This window comes from Nocardioides sp. cx-173, from assembly GCF_021117365.1.
Taxonomy (GTDB): domain Bacteria; phylum Actinomycetota; class Actinomycetes; order Propionibacteriales; family Nocardioidaceae; genus Nocardioides.
Genome location: NZ_CP088262.1, coordinates 2,006,654 through 2,022,289 on the forward strand (window position 1 = coordinate 2,006,654; position 15,636 = coordinate 2,022,289).

General features: G+C 73.8%; 16 protein-coding genes and 1 riboswitch. Of the genes, 14 read left to right on the top strand and 2 right to left on the bottom strand.

The window, feature by feature from the left end:
* The first annotated feature begins 85 nt into the window (after positions 1-85).
* From LQ940_RS09750 to ligD, 6 genes are read left to right on the top strand one after another with little or no spacing between them, the layout of a single operon-like run.
* Positions 86-2,122, top strand: a complete 2,037-nt coding sequence (locus tag LQ940_RS09750) for a primosomal protein N' (RefSeq protein ID WP_231243810.1) — start codon at positions 86-88, stop codon at positions 2,120-2,122.
* Between the two features lie 30 nt (positions 2,123-2,152).
* Positions 2,153-2,698, top strand: coding sequence for a peptide deformylase (def, locus tag LQ940_RS09755; protein ID WP_231243811.1), 546 nt, complete (start codon positions 2,153-2,155; stop codon positions 2,696-2,698).
* Complete coding sequence (gene fmt, locus LQ940_RS09760) at positions 2,698-3,639, top strand: methionyl-tRNA formyltransferase (RefSeq protein WP_231243812.1); 942 nt, start codon at positions 2,698-2,700, stop codon at positions 3,637-3,639. Before def ends, fmt begins: the two co-directional genes overlap by 1 nt.
* Positions 3,636-4,052, top strand: coding sequence for an MmcQ/YjbR family DNA-binding protein (locus LQ940_RS09765; protein WP_231243813.1), 417 nt, complete (start codon positions 3,636-3,638; stop codon positions 4,050-4,052). Before fmt ends, LQ940_RS09765 begins: the two co-directional genes overlap by 4 nt.
* The gene (locus LQ940_RS09770; RefSeq protein WP_231243814.1) at positions 4,045-5,427 is read left to right on the top strand and encodes an RsmB/NOP family class I SAM-dependent RNA methyltransferase; all 1,383 of its coding nucleotides are present in this window, start codon (positions 4,045-4,047) and stop codon (positions 5,425-5,427) included. Before LQ940_RS09765 ends, LQ940_RS09770 begins: the two co-directional genes overlap by 8 nt.
* 3 nt (positions 5,428-5,430) lie before the next feature.
* Entirely contained in the window at positions 5,431-6,390 is a 960-nt protein-coding gene (ligD, locus tag LQ940_RS09775; protein ID WP_231243815.1) for a non-homologous end-joining DNA ligase, read from the top strand.
* 277 nt (positions 6,391-6,667) lie between these two features.
* On the opposite strand, the gene ggt is transcribed toward ligD, so the two are convergent.
* Positions 6,668-8,542: a gamma-glutamyltransferase gene (ggt, locus tag LQ940_RS09780; RefSeq protein ID WP_231243816.1), complete on the bottom strand. Its 1,875-nt coding sequence runs from the start codon at positions 8,540-8,542 to the stop codon at positions 6,668-6,670.
* 134 nt (positions 8,543-8,676) lie between these two features.
* Here ggt and rpe point away from each other — a divergent pair, with 134 nt between their 5' ends.
* The 8 genes from rpe to LQ940_RS09820 all read left to right on the top strand — a co-directional run bounded on the left by rpe (position 8,677) and on the right by LQ940_RS09820 (position 14,743).
* Positions 8,677-9,393 (top strand): ribulose-phosphate 3-epimerase, encoded by a 717-nt coding sequence (gene rpe, locus LQ940_RS09785; RefSeq protein ID WP_231243817.1) that lies wholly within the window; start codon positions 8,677-8,679, stop codon positions 9,391-9,393.
* Between the two features lie 84 nt (positions 9,394-9,477).
* A riboswitch (FMN riboswitch) is annotated at positions 9,478-9,607 on the top strand.
* A gap of 76 nt (positions 9,608-9,683) precedes the next feature.
* Complete coding sequence (ribD, locus tag LQ940_RS09790) at positions 9,684-10,736, top strand: bifunctional diaminohydroxyphosphoribosylaminopyrimidine deaminase/5-amino-6-(5-phosphoribosylamino)uracil reductase RibD (RefSeq protein WP_231243818.1); 1,053 nt, start codon at positions 9,684-9,686, stop codon at positions 10,734-10,736.
* The gene (locus tag LQ940_RS09795; protein ID WP_231243819.1) at positions 10,736-11,353 is read left to right on the top strand and encodes a riboflavin synthase; all 618 of its coding nucleotides are present in this window, start codon (positions 10,736-10,738) and stop codon (positions 11,351-11,353) included. Before ribD ends, LQ940_RS09795 begins: the two co-directional genes overlap by 1 nt.
* Positions 11,350-12,597, top strand: a complete 1,248-nt coding sequence (locus LQ940_RS09800) for a bifunctional 3,4-dihydroxy-2-butanone-4-phosphate synthase/GTP cyclohydrolase II (RefSeq protein ID WP_231243820.1) — start codon at positions 11,350-11,352, stop codon at positions 12,595-12,597. Before LQ940_RS09795 ends, LQ940_RS09800 begins: the two co-directional genes overlap by 4 nt.
* Complete coding sequence (gene ribH, locus LQ940_RS09805) at positions 12,594-13,082, top strand: 6,7-dimethyl-8-ribityllumazine synthase (RefSeq protein ID WP_231243821.1); 489 nt, start codon at positions 12,594-12,596, stop codon at positions 13,080-13,082. Before LQ940_RS09800 ends, ribH begins: the two co-directional genes overlap by 4 nt.
* A gap of 86 nt (positions 13,083-13,168) precedes the next feature.
* Complete coding sequence (locus LQ940_RS09810) at positions 13,169-13,432, top strand: phosphoribosyl-ATP diphosphatase (RefSeq protein ID WP_231243822.1); 264 nt, start codon at positions 13,169-13,171, stop codon at positions 13,430-13,432.
* A gap of 8 nt (positions 13,433-13,440) precedes the next feature.
* Positions 13,441-14,289 (top strand): ATP phosphoribosyltransferase, encoded by an 849-nt coding sequence (hisG, locus tag LQ940_RS09815; RefSeq protein WP_231243823.1) that lies wholly within the window; start codon positions 13,441-13,443, stop codon positions 14,287-14,289.
* Positions 14,273-14,743, top strand: coding sequence for a PH domain-containing protein (locus LQ940_RS09820; protein ID WP_231243824.1), 471 nt, complete (start codon positions 14,273-14,275; stop codon positions 14,741-14,743). The genes hisG and LQ940_RS09820 overlap by 17 nt, the downstream gene beginning before the upstream one ends.
* On the opposite strand, the gene LQ940_RS09825 is transcribed toward LQ940_RS09820, so the two are convergent.
* Positions 14,708-15,631: an aldose 1-epimerase family protein gene (locus LQ940_RS09825; protein ID WP_231243825.1), complete on the bottom strand. Its 924-nt coding sequence runs from the start codon at positions 15,629-15,631 to the stop codon at positions 14,708-14,710. The two genes, LQ940_RS09820 and LQ940_RS09825, sit on opposite strands and share 36 nt — an antisense overlap.
* Positions 15,632-15,636 lie beyond the last annotated feature (5 nt).

Sequence of the window (15,636 nt, forward strand, 5' to 3'; positions counted from 1 at the left end):
CTGATCCACCGCTGACCCGTCAGAAACTTTCTGACGGGTCAGCGTCATTTCCGGGGTGTCGACGGGCGCTGGTAGAACTCTGGCCATGAGCGCACCCGACGAGCAGCCCGAGCTGCTGCCGGGCATGGTGCGGGCGACGGTGAAGGCGTCGCAGGCGAAGGCGCGGGCGACCCGGGCGCGGACCTCGGCCGCGGCGGCCGTGGCCGAGGTCGATCCTGTGGCCCGGGTGCTGGTGGACGTGCCGCTGGCCCATCTGGACCGGCCCTTCGACTACGCCGTCCCCGCGACGATGGACGAGGGGGTGCGGCCCGGCGTCCGGGTCAAGGTGCGCTTCGCCGGCCAGGACCTCGACGGGCTCGTCGTCGACCGGGGTGCCACCTCCGACCACCCGGGCACGCTGGCGCCGCTGCGGCGGCTGGTGAGCGCGGAGCGGGTGCTCTCGCCGGAGATCGCCGCGCTGGCCGACGACCTGGCGGAGCGCTACGCCGGCTCCCGGGCCGACGTGCTGCGGCTCGCCGTACCTCCCCGGCACGCGACCGCCGAGAAGGAGCCATCGCCACCGGCGCCCCCGCTGGGCGAGCTGCCGCCGGCCCCGGAGGGCTGGGCCGACCATCCCCTGGCGGCCGCGTACCTGCGTCACCTGCGCGAGGGGGGCTCGCCGCGGGCGGTCTGGGGCGCGGTGCCGGGCGCCGACTGGCCGGCGCTGGTGGCCCACGCGGCCGCCGAGACGTACGCCGGCGGCCGGGGCGTGCTCGTGTGCGTGCCCGACGGCAAGGACGTGGCGCGGCTCGAGCGGGCGCTGGTCGACCGGCTCGGCGAGGGCCACCATGTGGCGCTGACGGCAGGTCGGGGTCCGGCGGCCCGCTACCGCGAGTTCCTGGCCGTCAGCCGCGGGGCACGCCGGATCGTCGTCGGCACCCGCGCGGCGGCGTTCGCGCCGGTGCACGACCTGGGGCTGGTGGTCCTGTGGGACGACGGCGACGACCTGCACAGCGAGCCGCGGGCGCCCTACCCGCACGTGCGCGAGACGCTGCTGCTGCGCGCCGAGCGGGAGGGCACGGCGGTGCTGCTGGGCGGGTTCGCGCGCAGCGTCGAGGCCGCCTACCTCACCCGCACCGGCTGGGCCCACGACCTGGCCCCCGAGCGGGCGGCGCTGCGCCGGGCGGTGACCGTGGGCGTCGCCGGCGCCACGGAGTGGGAGCTCGACCGCGACCCGCACGCCCGCACCAGCCGGATGCCCCGCCGGCTGCACGAGTCGGTGGGCCGCGCGCTCGAGCGCGGGCCGGTGCTGGTGCAGACCCCGCGCCTGGGCTACGCCACCGCCCTCGCGTGCGAGCGCTGCCGGGAGCCGGCCCGGTGCGGCCGGTGCCGGGGCCCGCTGGCGATCGGGGGACCGACGTCGCCGCCGGCCTGCCGCTGGTGCGGTACGCCGGACGAAGCGTGGGCCTGCTCGGCGTGCGGCCACCGCGGCCTGCGTGCCCCGGTGCTCGGCGACGCCCGCACGGCCGAGGAGCTCGGACGTGCCTTCCCGGGCGTCCGGGTCCTGACCTCGTCGGGCGAGCGGGTCCTGGCCGAGGTCGACGGTGCGCCGGCGATCGTCGTCGCCACCCCGGGCGCCGAGCCCGTCGCGACCGATGGCTATGCCGCGGTCGTCCTGCTGGACACCTGGCTGCTGCTCGGCCGCACCGACCTGCGCACCGAGGAGGAGGCGCTGCGCCGCTGGTGCAACGCCGTGGGCCTGGTCCGTCCAGGAGGGGAGGCGCTGGTCGTCGGCGACCCCGCGCACCCGGCCGTCCAGGCGCTGGTGCGCTGGGACCCGGCCGGGTTCGCCGAGCGGGAGTCGGCCCAGCGCCAGGAGGCACACCTGCCGCCGGCCTCGCGCCTGGCCACGATCACCGGTGAGCCGGGGGCGGTCGACGACGCGGTGACCCTGCTGGCCGCGCCGGAGAGCGCGGAGGTCCTCGGGCCGGTCGACGTGGGTGAGGACGAGTGCCGGGTCGTGGTCCGGGTGCCGCGTGCGCAGGGTCCCGCCCTGTCCGCCGCTCTCGGCGAGCTGCAGCGGGTGCGCTCGGCCCGCAAGCTGGACGCCGTACGCATCCAGGTGGACCCCGTCGGTCTCTGAGCCCCCGAGCTCCTCACTAGACTGGCGGGCATGCCCATCCAGCCCATCCGGCTCTTCGGTGACCCCGTGCTGCGCAAGCCAGCGCTCGAGGTCGTCGACTTCGACAAGGAGCTGCGCAGGCTGGTGGAGGACCTCACCGAGACCATGCTCGCCGCGCCCGGCGCCGGGCTCGCCGCACCTCAGATCGGGGTGGGGCTGCGGGTCTTCACCTGGAACGTCGACGGCGAGGTGGGCCACCTGGTCAACCCCACGCTCGACCTGTCCAGCGAGCTGCAGGACGGTCCCGAGGGCTGCCTGTCGCTCCCGGAGCTGACCTACGACTGCAAGCGCGCGCTGTCGGTGGTGGCGCGCGGGTTCGACGTGCACGGCGAGCCGGTCGTCATCGAGGGCTCGGACCTCCTGGCGCGCGCCCTGCAGCACGAGACCGACCACCTCGACGGGGTCCTGTTCATCGACCGGCTGGACCGGGAGGCGCGCAAGGCCGCGATGCGTGAGATCCGGGAGTCGGAGTGGTTCGGGCTCGAGCAGCCCGTCGTCAAGGTCAGCCCGCACGCGACTCGCGGGCTCGGCCTCTGATGCGGCTGGTCTTCGCCGGCACCCCGGACGTCGCGCTGCCCTCGCTCGAGGCCCTCGCGGAGTCCGACCACGAGCTGGTCGGGGTCGTCACGCGTCCCGACGCCCCCTCCGGTCGCGGGCGCCGGCTAGTCGCCAGCCCCGTGGCGCAACGGGCGGAGGAGCTCGGCCTGCCGGTCCTCAAGCCCGACCACCCGCGAGACCCGGCGTTCCAGGAGTCGCTGCGCGCGCTGGAGCCGGACTGCTGCCCGGTCGTCGCGTACGGCGCGCTGCTGCCGCAGTCGGCCCTCGACATCCCGGTGCACGGCTGGGTCAACCTGCACTTCTCGTGCCTGCCCGCGTGGCGCGGGGCGGCCCCGGTGCAGCACGCGATCTGGGCCGGCGACGAGGTCACCGGCGCCACGACGTTCCGCATCGTCAAGGAGCTGGACGCCGGGCCGACGTTCGGGGTGATGACCGAGCGGATCCGCCCGCGCGACACCGCGGGGGACCTGCTCGCCCGCCTGGCCGAGGGCGGCGCCGGGCTGCTGGTCGCGACGCTCGACGGGCTCGCCGACGGCTCGATCGTGGCCCGCGAGCAGGAGGCCGACGGCGTCACCTTCGCCCCCAAGATCTCGGTCGAGGACGCCCGCGTCGACTGGCAGGTCCCCGGCCACCTGCTCGACCGCCAGATCCGTGCCTGCACGCCGGCGCCGGGAGCCTGGTCGACCTTCGAGGGCCAGCGGCTCAAGATCGGCCCGGTCCTGGTGGTCGACGAGCAGCTGCCGGCCGGCCGGCTCGAGGTCCGCAAGGACACCGTGCTGGTGGGGACGTCGACGCACGCCGTCGTGCTCGGGCAGGTCCAGCCGTTCGGCAAGAAGCAGATGCCGGCCGCCGACTGGGCGCGCGGAGCCCGCCTGGCCTCCGGTGCCCACCTGGGTGACAGCCCGGGGCAGGAAGCATGAGCCGCCCGGCGCGCCCCGAGGACGTCGACGACATCTGCCGCGGCCTGCCCGAGGTCGAGCTCGGGATCTCCTGGGGCGACCGCCCGACGTACAAAGTGCCGACCGGCGCCAAGGGCAAGGGCTTCGTGCTGTTCCGGGCGCCCCACCGCAGCGCGGTCGATCCGGAGACCGGAGAGATGTTCGACGACCTGCTGGTGATCATGACCGCCGACGCCGCTGAGAAGGAGGCGCTGGTCGCCGACACCTCGCTGCCGTTCTTCACGACCGACCACTTCCGCAGCTTCAACGCGGTGCTCGTGCAGCAGTCCCGGCTCGGTGAGATGAGCCGCGACGAGCTGGCCGAGGTCCTCACCGACGCCTGGGCCGCCAAGGCTCCCAAGGCGCTCGTCCGGAAGCACCTCGGCGATGGCTGACGCCGCGTCCGAGGCGCGGCGGCCGCCCTCGCGGGCCCCGCGGGCCGAGATCGACAACGCCCGGCTGGCGGCGTACGAGGTGCTGAAGGCGGTGCGCGTCGACGGCGCCTACGCCAACCTGGTGCTGCCGGCGGTGATCCGCCACTACCGGCTCGAGCAGCGCGATGCGGCCTTCGCGACCGAGCTGGCCTCTGGGACGCTGCGGCGCCGAGGCACCTACGACGCGATCATCGCCTCGTGCGCGGACCGGCCGCTGCGCAAGATCGAGGCCAAGGTGCTCGACGCCCTGCGCCTGGGCGCCCACCAGCTGCTGTCCATGCGCGTGCCCGACCACGCCGCGATCAGCACCTCGGTCAGCCTCGTGCGCACCAAGGGCAGCTCGGGGGCGGGCAACTTCGCCAACGCCGTCCTGCGCCGCGTCGCGGAGCACGACCTGGACACCTGGATCGGCAAGGTGGCTCCCGCCAAGCCGCCCAGCCGCTACGCCGAGGTCGCGTTCAGCCACCCCGCCTGGATCGTCGACGAGCTGCGCAAGGCGGTGGGGGAGGCCGAGCTGCACGCGGCGCTCGCCGCGGACAACGTGCCCCCGCGCGTGACCCTCGTGGCGCGCCCCGGCCGGGCCACCGTCGCCGAGCTGCCGGGCACCCCTACGGCGTACTCGCCGTACGGCGTGGTGCTCGAGGGCGGTGACCCCGGCGCGGTGCCGGCCGTGGCCGAGGGCCGGGCGGGCGTGCAGGACGAGGGCTCCCAGCTGGTCGCGGCGCTGCTGGCCGGGGCGCCCCTGGACGGGCCGGACCGCCGCTGGCTGGACCTGTGCGCGGGACCGGGCGGCAAGTCCGCGCTGCTCGCCGCGCTCGCGGCCGAGCGCGGCGCCGGGCTGGTCGCGGTGGAGCGCCAGCACCACCGCTCGCGGCTGGTGGCGCGCAACCTGGAGGGTGCGGCCGGGGTCGTGGGCGTCGTCACGGCCGACGGCACCGCCTCGCCCGTGCGTGCCGGCAGCGTCGACCGGGTCCTGGTCGACGCGCCCTGCACCGGCCTGGGCGCTCTGCGCCGCCGGCCGGAGGCGCGCTGGCGGCGCCGCGCCGACGACCTGTTCACGCTGGTGCTGCTGCAGCGGCAGCTGGTGGCGTCGGCCATCGACGCCGCGCGTAGCGGGGGACTGGTGCTCTATGCCACCTGCTCGCCCGTGCGTGCCGAGACCGACGACGTGGTCACCTCGGTCCTGCGCCAGCGCGACGACGTGGTCCTCGAGGACGCCCGGGCGCTGCTGCCCCAGGTGCCCGACTGCGACGGGCCGCTGCCCGGCACCGTGCAGCTGTGGCCGCACCGGCATGGCACCGACGCGATGTTCATGGCGCTGTTCCGTAAGGTCTGAGCCATGGCCAGCTCGCCGCCCGCGCTCGAGATCGAGGTCGACGACCGGGTCGTGCGCGTCAGCAACCCCGACCGCGTGTACTTCCCCGAGTCCGGCGCCACCAAGGCCGACCTCGTCGACTACTACCTCGCGGTGGGGCCGGGCATCGTCAACGCGCTCTTCGAGCGGCCGTGCATGCTGCACCGCTTCCCGAAGGGCCTCGCGGGGGAGAAGGTGCACCAGAAGCGGCTCCCGCAGGGGGCGCCGCCGTGGGTGGAGACCGTGCGGCTGCACTTCCCGCGGTGGAACCGCACCGCCGACGAGCTGTGCGTCACCGAGCTCGGCAGCGTGATCTGGGCGGTCCAGATGTCGACGGTGGAGTTCCACCCCTGGAACAGCCGCCGTGAGGACCCGGAGAGTCCCGACGAGTGGCGCATCGACCTCGACCCGGGTCCGCTGTCGGACTTCGCGCAGGTCCAGCGCGTCGCGCACGTCGCGCACGAGGTCCTCGACGAGCTGGGGGCGGTCGGCTACCCCAAGACCAGCGGCGGCTCGGGCATGCACGTCTACGTGCGCATCCGCCCCGACCACGGCCACAAGGCCGTACGCCGGGCCGCCCTGGCGTTCGCCCGGGAGGTCGAGCGACGCGCGCCGGACGACGTGACCACCACCTGGTGGCGCAAGGACCGCGATCCCCATCAGCTCTTCGTCGACTACAACCAGAACGCTCGCGACCACACCATCGCGGCGGCGTACTCGGTGCGCGGTCTGCCCGACGCCCGGGTCTCCGCGCCGATCCGCTGGGACGAGGTCGACGACTGCGACCCGCGCGACTTCACGATCTTCACCGTCCCCGCCCGCTTCGCCGAGCTCGGCGACCTCCATGACGGCATCGACGGGGACGTGTTCGACATCGCGCCGCTGCTGGAGTGGGCCGACCGCGACGAGCGGGAGGGTGCCGAGACTCCGGAGGAGCCGGAGTGAGCAGGGTTATCAGCAGACGCTGAAAAACCTGTGGTTACGGGCCGGAACAACGCCCCAGAACCACAGGCAAAGGCCCGGAAGCCGGCGCTGAGGCCGCGCGGGCCGACTAGGGCGGACACGACGCTTCGGGGTGAGGTTGGTGCGCCGGGCCCGGGGTATCGGGCGCTCGTGACCTCACTCGACCACGACCCGGCCACCCTCGCTGACACCGCGCGTGTCGCTGGAGGTCGTCGAGGAGCGAGGCCTCCTCGCGCCGGCGTAGCTCCGGGCCGGCGGGTCAGCGGCGCGCCTTCCGGACGACGTACGCCGCTCCGCCGCCGCGGCGGTCCGGCTCGGCGACCACCACGAGCCGGCCGCGGGGGCCGAAGCGGATCGCCGTCGCGGCGCCGATCTCGGAGGCGCTGGTCAGCCCGTCGCCCGACGGCACCAGGTCGTGGCCGTGGAGGTCCTCGAGGACGGCGCCGTAGGCCGCGATGAAGTCCGGCTCCGCGGTGACCGTCGCGGTGTTGCGCTGCGAGGCACGCGGGGCGGCGATGGCCTCTGGCAGCGACATGCCCCGGTCCAGGTGGTTGACCAGCATCTGCAGCACGGTGGTGATGATCGTGGAGCCGCCCGGAGAGCCGAGGGCGAGGTAGGGTCGGCCGTTCTTCAGCACGATCGTCGGCGACATCGAGGAGCGGGGCCGCTTGCCGGGCTGGATGCGGTTCGGGTCGTCGGCGGCGTAGACGGTGGAGAAGTCGGTCAGCTCGTTGTTGAGCAGGAAGCCGCGGCCGGGGACCACCATGCCCGAGCCGCCCGTCTGCTCGATGGTCAGCGTGTACTCCACGACGTCGCCCCACCGGTCAGTGACGGTGAGGTTCGTCGTCGAGATGTTCTCGGTGTCGGTCTCGGGCTGTCCGGCGCGGGCCGGTCCACACGCCCCGTCGTAGTCGCGCACGTCCCCGGGCGCGGTCGGCTTGGCGATCGCGGTGTCACCGATCGCGCAGGCGCGCTCGCGAGCGAACCGGTCGTCGAGCAGCCGGCGCAGCGGCACCCGCACCTTCGTCGGGTCGCCGACGTACTCGCCCCGGTCCGCGAACGCGAGGGCGCTGGCCTCGAGGTAGTGGTGCAGCGCCTCGCCGTCGTCCATCCCGCGCAGGTCGAAGCGCTCCAGGATGTTCAGCGCCTCGCCGACGGTCGAGCCGCCGCTCGAGGACGGCGCCATGCCGTAGACCTCGTAGCCGCGGTAGCGGATCTTGGTCGGGCGCTGCTCGCGGACCCGGTAGTCGCGCAGGTCGCGGGCGGTGAGGTAGCCCCGCGGCACCGGCAGCGTGGTGCTCTTGCTCGTGGGCGGGCGCTGGACGGTCTTGGCGATCTGGCGGGCGAGCGGGCCGCGGTAGAAGCCGTCGCGTACGCCGAGCCGCGCCAGGCGGGTCAGCGTGCGGGCCAGGTCGGGGTTGCGGAACGTCGAGCCGACCTTCGGCAGGCGGCCCTTCGGCAGGAACAATCGTCGCGTGGCGGGGAACGCCTCGAACCGCTCGCGGTTGTCCTCCGTCTGCTGGCGGAACGTGCGGTCCACCCGGAAACCCTCTCGGGCCAGCCGGATCGACGGGGCCAGCGCGTCGGGGAGCGACCAGGTGCCCCAGCGCCGCAGGGCCCGCTGCCAGGTCAGCGGGGTGCCCGGCGTGCCCACCGAGACGCCGCTGGTCACCAGGTCGGGCGTGAACGGGTACGGCTCGCCGGTGGCGGGGTCGATGAACGCGTCGCGCGGCATCCGGCGCGGTGCGGTCTCGCGCCCGTCGATGGTCTGCACCTTGCGGGTCTTCGCGTCGTAGTGGACGAAGTAGCCACCACCCCCGATGCCCGCGCTGTAGGGCTCGCTCACCCCGAGCGCCGAGGCCATGGCCACCGCCGCGTCCGTGGCGTTGCCGCCTCGGCGCAGGACCTGGATCCCGACCCGGCTGGCGTACGGGTCGACGCTCGACACCGCGCCGCCGTAGCCGACGCTGGTGGCCGTCTTGGGCGGGTTCGGCGTCGGCGGCTGGACGCTCGTGCGCCGGTCGCGGTGGTCCTCCTCGGCGCCGGCGGCGGACGTGCCGACGGCGGCGGTGAGGCCGCCGGCCAATCCGAGCGCGACCAGGGCGGCCAGCGGGCGCTGCGGCGTACGGTTCATCGAGGTGCCTCCCGAGCTGAGGTACGGCCCACGAGCGTCGGCCGTGGCGTCCGGTGCCCCAGCCTGCCGGGCCCATGCGGGCCTGTCGACCGGCCGGGCCCGGCTCGCCCCACGCCGAGCCCTAGGATCGGGCCGTGGGCATCCAGATCACTCCCAGCATCCTCAACGCGGACTTCGCCCGGCTGGGCGAGGAGGTCGCGCGCATCCCCGGGGCGGACTGGGTGCACGTCGACGTGATGGACAACCACTTCGTGCCGAACCTGACCTTCGGCCCGACGATGGTCGAGGCCGTCGCGCGCGTGAGCGACGTACCCGTCGATGCGCACCTGATGATCGAGGACGCCGACCGCCACGCGGTCACCTACGTCGAGGCCGGCGCCGGCTCGGTCACCTTCCACGTCGAGGCCGCGACGGCCCCGGTGCGCCTGGCCCGGGAGATCCGCGCCGCGGGCGCACGCGCCAGCATGGCCCTGCGGCCGGCGACGCCGATCGCGCCCTACGAGGACCTGCTGCCCGAGCTCGACATGCTGCTGATCATGACGGTGGAGCCGGGCTTCGGGGGCCAGAAGTTCCTCGACCTGTGCCTGCCCAAGATCCGCGCCGCCCGCGCGATGCTCGACCGCCACGGCATCGAGACCTGGCTGCAGGTCGACGGGGGAGTCTCCCTGGAGACCATCGAGCGCTGCGCCGAGGCCGGCGCCGACACCTTCGTCGCCGGCTCGGCCGTCTACTCCGCCGACGACCCCGACCGCATGGTCGCCGCGCTGCGTGCCGCCGCCGAGGCCGCCGCTCCGTCATCGACCCGTCACCAACTCGCGCCTTCTCCCGCTGACCCGTCAGAAAGTTTCTGACGGGTCAGCGGGAGGGCCGGGATGTGGGCACCTGTGTCGGGGCGCATCGGGCATGTGGCAGGCTGTTCCCGACGAGTTCTCAACTCGCGTGCTCTGGGGTCGGTGTAATTCCGAGCCGGCGGTGAAAGTCCGCGACCCGGTCACAGCCTGTGGCCGGTTGATCAGGTGAAACTCCTGGACCGACGGTGAAAGTCCGGATGGGAAGCGCACGCAGGCGACGTCGGTGCCCGTGAGGCGCCAGCGTGGCCGTCGGCCCCGGAGTCCGCGACCGGACACGAGGGGCCAGCCACATGAGCGTGACCGCAGCCGAGCGGACCGCGATGCTGCGCGCCCTCGAGCTGGCCGCGACGCCCGGTGTCCCGCTCGGCCCGAACCCGCGGGTCGGCTGCGTGCTGCTCGCCGACGACGGCCGCATGGTCGCCGAGGGCTTCCACCGCGGTGCCGGTACGCCGCACGCGGAGGCCGACGCCCTCGCCCGCGCCGGTGCCGCCGCCCGCGGCAGCACCGCCGTGGTGACGCTCGAGCCATGCAACCACACCGGCCGCACCGGACCCTGCGCCCAGGCGCTCGTCGCCGCCGGCGTACGGCGGGTGGTGTTCGCGCAGCCCGACCCCAACCCGGTCGCCGCCGGGGGAGCGGACACGCTGCTGGCCGCGGGCGTCGAGGTGGAGAGCGGGCTCCTGGAGGAGGAGAGCCGCGCCCTCAACCGGGTGTGGACCTTCGCCACGGAGCGCGGGCGCCCGTTCGTGACCTGGAAGTTCGCGACCACGCTGGACGGTCGCAGCGCGGCTCCCGACGGCACCTCTCGCTGGGTGTCCGGGCTCGCTGCCCGCCGCGACAGCCATCGCCTGCGCGCCCTGTGCGACGTGATGCTGGTCGGCACCAACACCGTGGCCGTGGACGACCCGCGGCTCACGGTCCGCGACGAGCACGACCGGCCGCTGCCGACCCAGCCGCTGCGCGTCGTGATGGGCGAGCGCGACGTGGAGCACGACCGCCGGATCTTCGACGAGACGCAGCCGGGCGGGAGCCTGCACCTGCGCACCCGCGACCCGCGGACCGCGCTCGCCGAGCTCCGGGCACGCGAGCGCCAGCACGTGTTCCTCGAGGGGGGCCCCACGCTGGCGGCGGCGTTCCTGCGGGCCGGACTGGTCGACGAGATCGTCGCCTACGTGGCGCCGATGCTGCTCGGGGCCGGCCGCAGCGCCGTGGGCGACCTCGGGATCACCACGATCGCCGACGCGTTGCGGCCCGTGGTCACCGACGTGACGGTCCTGCCGGGCCTCGACGGCGAGCAGCCCGACGTCCGTCTCACCATGACCCCCCAGGAGAGGGAGACCTGATGTTCACCGGAATCGTCGAGGAGCTCGGCACCGTCACCGCCGTCGAGGACCAGGGCGACGCCATCCGCCTCACGGTCAAGGCCGAGACCGTCCTGAGCGACGCGCAGCTCGGCGACTCGATCGCCGTCAACGGCTGCTGCCTCACCGTGGTCTCCCACGACGGCGTGGAGTGGACCGCCGACGTCATGCAGGAGACGCTCGACAAGACCAGCCTGCACGGTGTCCGGCCCGGCGACCGGGTCAACCTCGAGCGCGCGGTCACCGCGGAGAAGCGCCTCGGCGGCCACATCGTCCAGGGCCACGTCGACGGCGTCGGTCGCGTCGTACGCCGTATCCCCAGCGAGCACTGGGAGATCGTCGAGATCGAGATGCCCGCCGAGCTCGGCAGGTACCTCGTCGACAAGGGGTCCATCACCGTCGACGGGGTCAGCCTCACCGTCGTGGAGGCCCGCGACACCACGTTCACCGTCAGCCTCATCCCCGAGACCCTCGCCCGCACCACGCTCGGCTCCCGCCGACCCGGCGACCGGGTCAACCTCGAGGTCGACATCATCGCCAAGCACGTCGAGAAGCTGCTCGGCGCCTACCAGCAGCACCCCAGCAAGGAGCAGTCATGACCGAGCAACAGCACGCGTTGGTCCGCCTCGACAGCATCGAGCGCGCGATCGCCGACATCGCCGCGGGCAAGGCGGTGATCGTCGTCGACGACGAGACCCGTGAGAACGAGGGCGACATCATCTTCGCGGCCAGCAAGGCGACGCCCGAGCTGATGGCGTTCACCATCCGCTACTCCAGCGGCGTCATCTGCGTGCCGATGCCGGCGCAGATGCTCGACCGGCTCGAGATCCCGCTGATGACCCCGCACAACAAGGACAAGCTCCGCACGGCGTACACGATCTCCGTCGACGCCCGCGACGGCGTCAGCACCGGGATCTCCGCCGCCGACCGGGCCCACACCGTGCGCGTCCTGGCCGACTCGGCGACCGAGCCGTGGGAGATCACCCGACCGGGACACGTGTTCCCGCTGCGCTACCGCGAGGGCGGGGTGCTGGTGCGCCGCGGCCACACCGAGGCGGCGGTGGACCTGGCGACCCTGGCCGGCCTCACGCCTGCCGGGGTGCTGGTCGAGGTCGTCAACGACGACGGCACCATGAAGCGGGCCCCCGAGCTGCGCGAGTTCGCCGACGAGCACGACCTGGCGATGATCTCGATCGACGACCTGGTGCGCTACCGGCGTCGCCACGAGACCCTCGTCGAGCGGGTCGCGGAGACCCGGCTGCCCACGCGCCACGGCGACTTCACGGCCTACGGCTACCGGATCACCGTCGACGGCAGCGAGCACATCGCCCTGGTGCACGGCGACGTGAGCGGCCCGGAGCCCGTCCTGACCCGCGTGCACTCCGAGTGCCTGACCGGCGACGTGTTCGGCAGCAACCGCTGCGACTGCGGCCCGCAGCTGGACGAGGCGCTGGAGCGGATCGTGAAGGAGGGCCGCGGCGTGGTGGTCTACCTGCGCGGCCACGAGGGCCGGGGGATCGGCCTGGTGGCCAAGCTGCAGGCCTACCAGCTCCAGGACGGCGGGCGCGACACCGTCGACGCCAACCTCGACCTCGGTCTGCCCGCCGACGCGCGCCACTACGGCACCGCGACGCAGGTGCTGCGTGACCTCGGGATCGAGCGGGTGCGGCTGATGACGAACAACCCCGACAAGGTCGACAACCTCGAGGACTTCGGGATCGAGGTCGCCGAGCGCGTGCCGCTGACCCCGCACCCCAACGACCACAACCTCGCCTACCTGCTGACCAAGCGCGACCGGATGGGCCACCATCTTCCCGACCTCGAGCAAGGAGCGATGCGATGAGCGGCCACGGAGCCCCCACCCACGAGCCCGTCGACTGCCACGACCTGCGGGTCGCGGTCGTCGCCGCGAGCTGGCACACCCAGGTCATGGACGGGCTGATCGCGGGCGCCGAGCGCGCCCTGACGGCCCACCAGGTGGAGGCGCCGGTCGTCGTCCGGGTGCCTGGCACCTTCGAGCTGCCGGTGGTCGCCGGGGCGCTCGCCGCGCACGGGTACGACGCGGTGGTGGCGCTCGGCGTCGTCATCCGCGGCGGGACCCCCCACTTCGACTACGTCTGCAACGCCGCGACCGACGGCCTGGGCCGGGTGGCGCTCGACCACCAGACCGCCGTCGGCTTCGGCGTCCTCACCTGCGACACCGAGGAGCAGGCCCTCGATCGTGCCGGCCTCGAGGGGTCGGCCGAGGACAAGGGCTACGAGGCCACCGCCGCCGCGCTGGTGACCGCGCAGACGCTCAGGCGCGTCCGCCGCGGCTACGAGAGCTGAGCTCCGCCACCGGCCCGAGCCCGCGGGCCGTCTCGCCGCGGTGCCCGGGGACGGGGGCGAAGTCCGCTGACCGTAGGCTGAGGCCCGTGAAGACGTTCGACGAGCTCTGGGCCGAGCTGAGTGACAAGGCCCGGACCCGACCGGCAGGATCCGGCACCGTGCAGCAGCTCGACGCCGGCGTCCATGCCATCGGCAAGAAGCTGGTCGAGGAGGCCGCCGAGTCCTGGATGGCCGCCGAGCACGAGGGCAAGGAGCGCACGGCCGAGGAGATCAGCCAGCTGCTGTACCACGCCCAGGTGCTGATGCTCGCCAGCGGCATCGAGCTCGACGACGTCTACGCCCACCTCTGAAGGACTCCATGTCTCTGTTGCGAGTGGCGGTCCCCAACAAGGGGTCGCTGTCCCAGTCCGCGTCCGACATCCTGCGCGAGTCCGGCTACCGCCAGCGCTCGGACTCCAAGGAGCTGTCGCTCATCGACGTCGACAACGGCGTCGAGTTCTTCTACCTGCGCCCGCGCGACATCGCGCTGTACGTCGGCGAGGGCACCCTCGACGTCGGCATCACCGGGCGCGACCTGCTGCTCGACTCCGGCGCGCAGGCGGTCGAGTCGCTGACGCTCGGCTTCGGGCGCAGCACGTTCCGCTTCGCCGGACCGGCCGGTCGCTACTCCGACCTCGGCCAGCTCGAGGGCGCCCGCATCGCCACGTCGTACGTCGGGGTCGTCGAGGCGTTCCTGGCCGAGCGCGGCATCAAGGCCAGCGTCACCCGCCTCGACGGGGCCGTCGAGAGCAGCATCCAGCTCGGGGTCGCCGACGTGATCGCGGACGTGGTCGAGACTGGCAGCACGCTCAAGCACGCCGGCCTCGAGACCTTCGGCGAGGCCATCTTGGAGTCCGAGGCGGTGCTGGTCACGCGCAACGGCGACGTCCCCGACGGCTTCGAGGTCTTCAAGCGCCGCGTCGACGGGGTGCTGGTCGCGCGGAGCTACGTGATGATGGACTACGACATCGAGGAGCAGCACGTGACCGCAGCCGTCGCGATCACCCCCGGAATCGAGGGGCCGACGATCTCGCCGTTGCATCGCGAGGGGTGGGTCGCCGTGCGGGCCATGGTCCCGCGCGCCGGCGCCCAGCGCCTCATGGACGAGCTGTGGAGCATCGGTGCCCGCGGCATCCTCACGACGGACATCCATGCCTGCCGGCTCTGAGCCCGTCCAGGTGAGCGTGCCGCGCACCTGGCGACCCATGGGCCCCCGCATCGCCGGGCTGGTCGCCGGCGCGGTCCTCGTCTTGATGATGGTCTTCCTCTGGATCGGCTTCGACGACGCCACCCGCGAGTCCGTCACGCCGTTCCAGCGCGGGACGGTCATCGGACTGGGCGTCCTCATCGGCGTGGGCATCCACGCCCTGATCCGCTGCCGCGCCGTTGCCGACCAGGACGGGCTGACGGTGGTCAACGGCTACCGCTCGCGCCGCCTCGCCTGGGAGCAGATCGTCGGGGTGCACCTGCCACCGGGCGCTCCCTGGGTGACCCTGGACCTGGCCGACGGCACCACCGTGTCAGTCATGGGCATCCAGGGCTCCGACGGCCAGCGCGCGCGGACCGCCGTGCGTGAGCTGCGCTGGCTAGTCGACCGCCCGGATGCCCCACGAGACCGATAGCTCGTCGCCTGCCTCGCCCGCAGGCGCCAGCGTGACCAGGTCCTCCCCGGAGCGGAACGCGTCGGTGTCGGCGGTCATGGGCTCGACCGCCACCGAGCGGCGCGCCGTCGCGGGCACGTCGTCGGCGGTGTAGATCAGCAGCCACCGCACTCGCTCGTCGACCCACAGCGCGACCGCGTGCCCGGTCGCCGGGTCACGCAGCACGGTGGTCGCCACGCCGTCGTCGTTGCGGGCCAGGTCGGTGAACGTGGCGTTGAGGACGGTGCCGCCCACCGGGCGGGCGACCCGGAAGTCGTACGGCGTGCCGTCGACCGGCTCGCGCCCCACCGGCAGCAGCCGGTCGTCGGTCAGGCTGCGCGTGGCCGCCGGCAGGGTGAGCTCCCAGCTGTCGGCGGGGCCGGGGCCGACGGCGAGATAGGGATGGGCGCCGCACGCGTAGGGCGCCGGTTCGCGCGAGGTGTTGGTCGCGGTCTGGGTGACCGTGAGCCCGTCGGCCGACAGGTCGTAGACGACGCGCAGGTCCAGGGTCCACGGGTAGCCCTTCTGCGCCATCAGCCGGTAGTGCAGCGACACCGAGTGGGCCGTGTGCTCCTCCAGCGTCCACGCGACCCACCGGGCCAGGCCGTGCGAGGCGTTACTCCGTTGCGGCTCCGTGAGCGGGAGCTGGTGCTCGGCGCCTTCGAAGGCGTAGCGGCCGTCGCGGATCCGGTTCGGCCACGGCATCAGCAGCTGTCCGCGCCCACCGGGCGACATCTCGTCCTCGGCGAAGCCGTCGACGAGCTCGCGGGTGGCGTAGGACAGGGTGCGCAGGGCGGCCCCGCTCTCGGTCACGACCGCCCGGTAGCCGCCGGCCTCGATCTCGAACTGCTCCCCGCTCGGCGCCACCATGGGCT

Excerpts from the sequence above, each read along its gene's own strand:
- LQ940_RS09825 (WP_231243825.1), bottom strand. The coding sequence starts at position 15,631 with ATGGTGGCGCCGAGCGGGGAGCAGTTCGAGATCGAGGCCGGCGGCTAC.
- ribH (WP_231243821.1), top strand. The coding sequence starts at position 12,594 with ATGAGCGGCCACGGAGCCCCCACCCACGAGCCCGTCGACTGCCACGAC.
- def (WP_231243811.1), top strand. The coding sequence starts at position 2,153 with ATGCCCATCCAGCCCATCCGGCTCTTCGGTGACCCCGTGCTGCGCAAG.
- LQ940_RS09750 (WP_231243810.1), top strand. The coding sequence starts at position 86 with ATGAGCGCACCCGACGAGCAGCCCGAGCTGCTGCCGGGCATGGTGCGG.
- ribD (WP_231243818.1), top strand. The coding sequence starts at position 9,684 with ATGAGCGTGACCGCAGCCGAGCGGACCGCGATGCTGCGCGCCCTCGAG.
- hisG (WP_231243823.1), top strand. The coding sequence starts at position 13,441 with ATGTCTCTGTTGCGAGTGGCGGTCCCCAACAAGGGGTCGCTGTCCCAG.
- fmt (WP_231243812.1), top strand. The coding sequence starts at position 2,698 with ATGCGGCTGGTCTTCGCCGGCACCCCGGACGTCGCGCTGCCCTCGCTC.
- LQ940_RS09765 (WP_231243813.1), top strand. The coding sequence starts at position 3,636 with ATGAGCCGCCCGGCGCGCCCCGAGGACGTCGACGACATCTGCCGCGGC.
- ligD (WP_231243815.1), top strand. The coding sequence starts at position 5,431 with ATGGCCAGCTCGCCGCCCGCGCTCGAGATCGAGGTCGACGACCGGGTC.
- LQ940_RS09800 (WP_231243820.1), top strand. The coding sequence starts at position 11,350 with ATGACCGAGCAACAGCACGCGTTGGTCCGCCTCGACAGCATCGAGCGC.
- LQ940_RS09795 (WP_231243819.1), top strand. The coding sequence starts at position 10,736 with ATGTTCACCGGAATCGTCGAGGAGCTCGGCACCGTCACCGCCGTCGAG.
- LQ940_RS09770 (WP_231243814.1), top strand. The coding sequence starts at position 4,045 with ATGGCTGACGCCGCGTCCGAGGCGCGGCGGCCGCCCTCGCGGGCCCCG.
- ggt (WP_231243816.1), bottom strand. The coding sequence starts at position 8,542 with ATGAACCGTACGCCGCAGCGCCCGCTGGCCGCCCTGGTCGCGCTCGGA.
- LQ940_RS09820 (WP_231243824.1), top strand. The coding sequence starts at position 14,273 with ATGCCTGCCGGCTCTGAGCCCGTCCAGGTGAGCGTGCCGCGCACCTGG.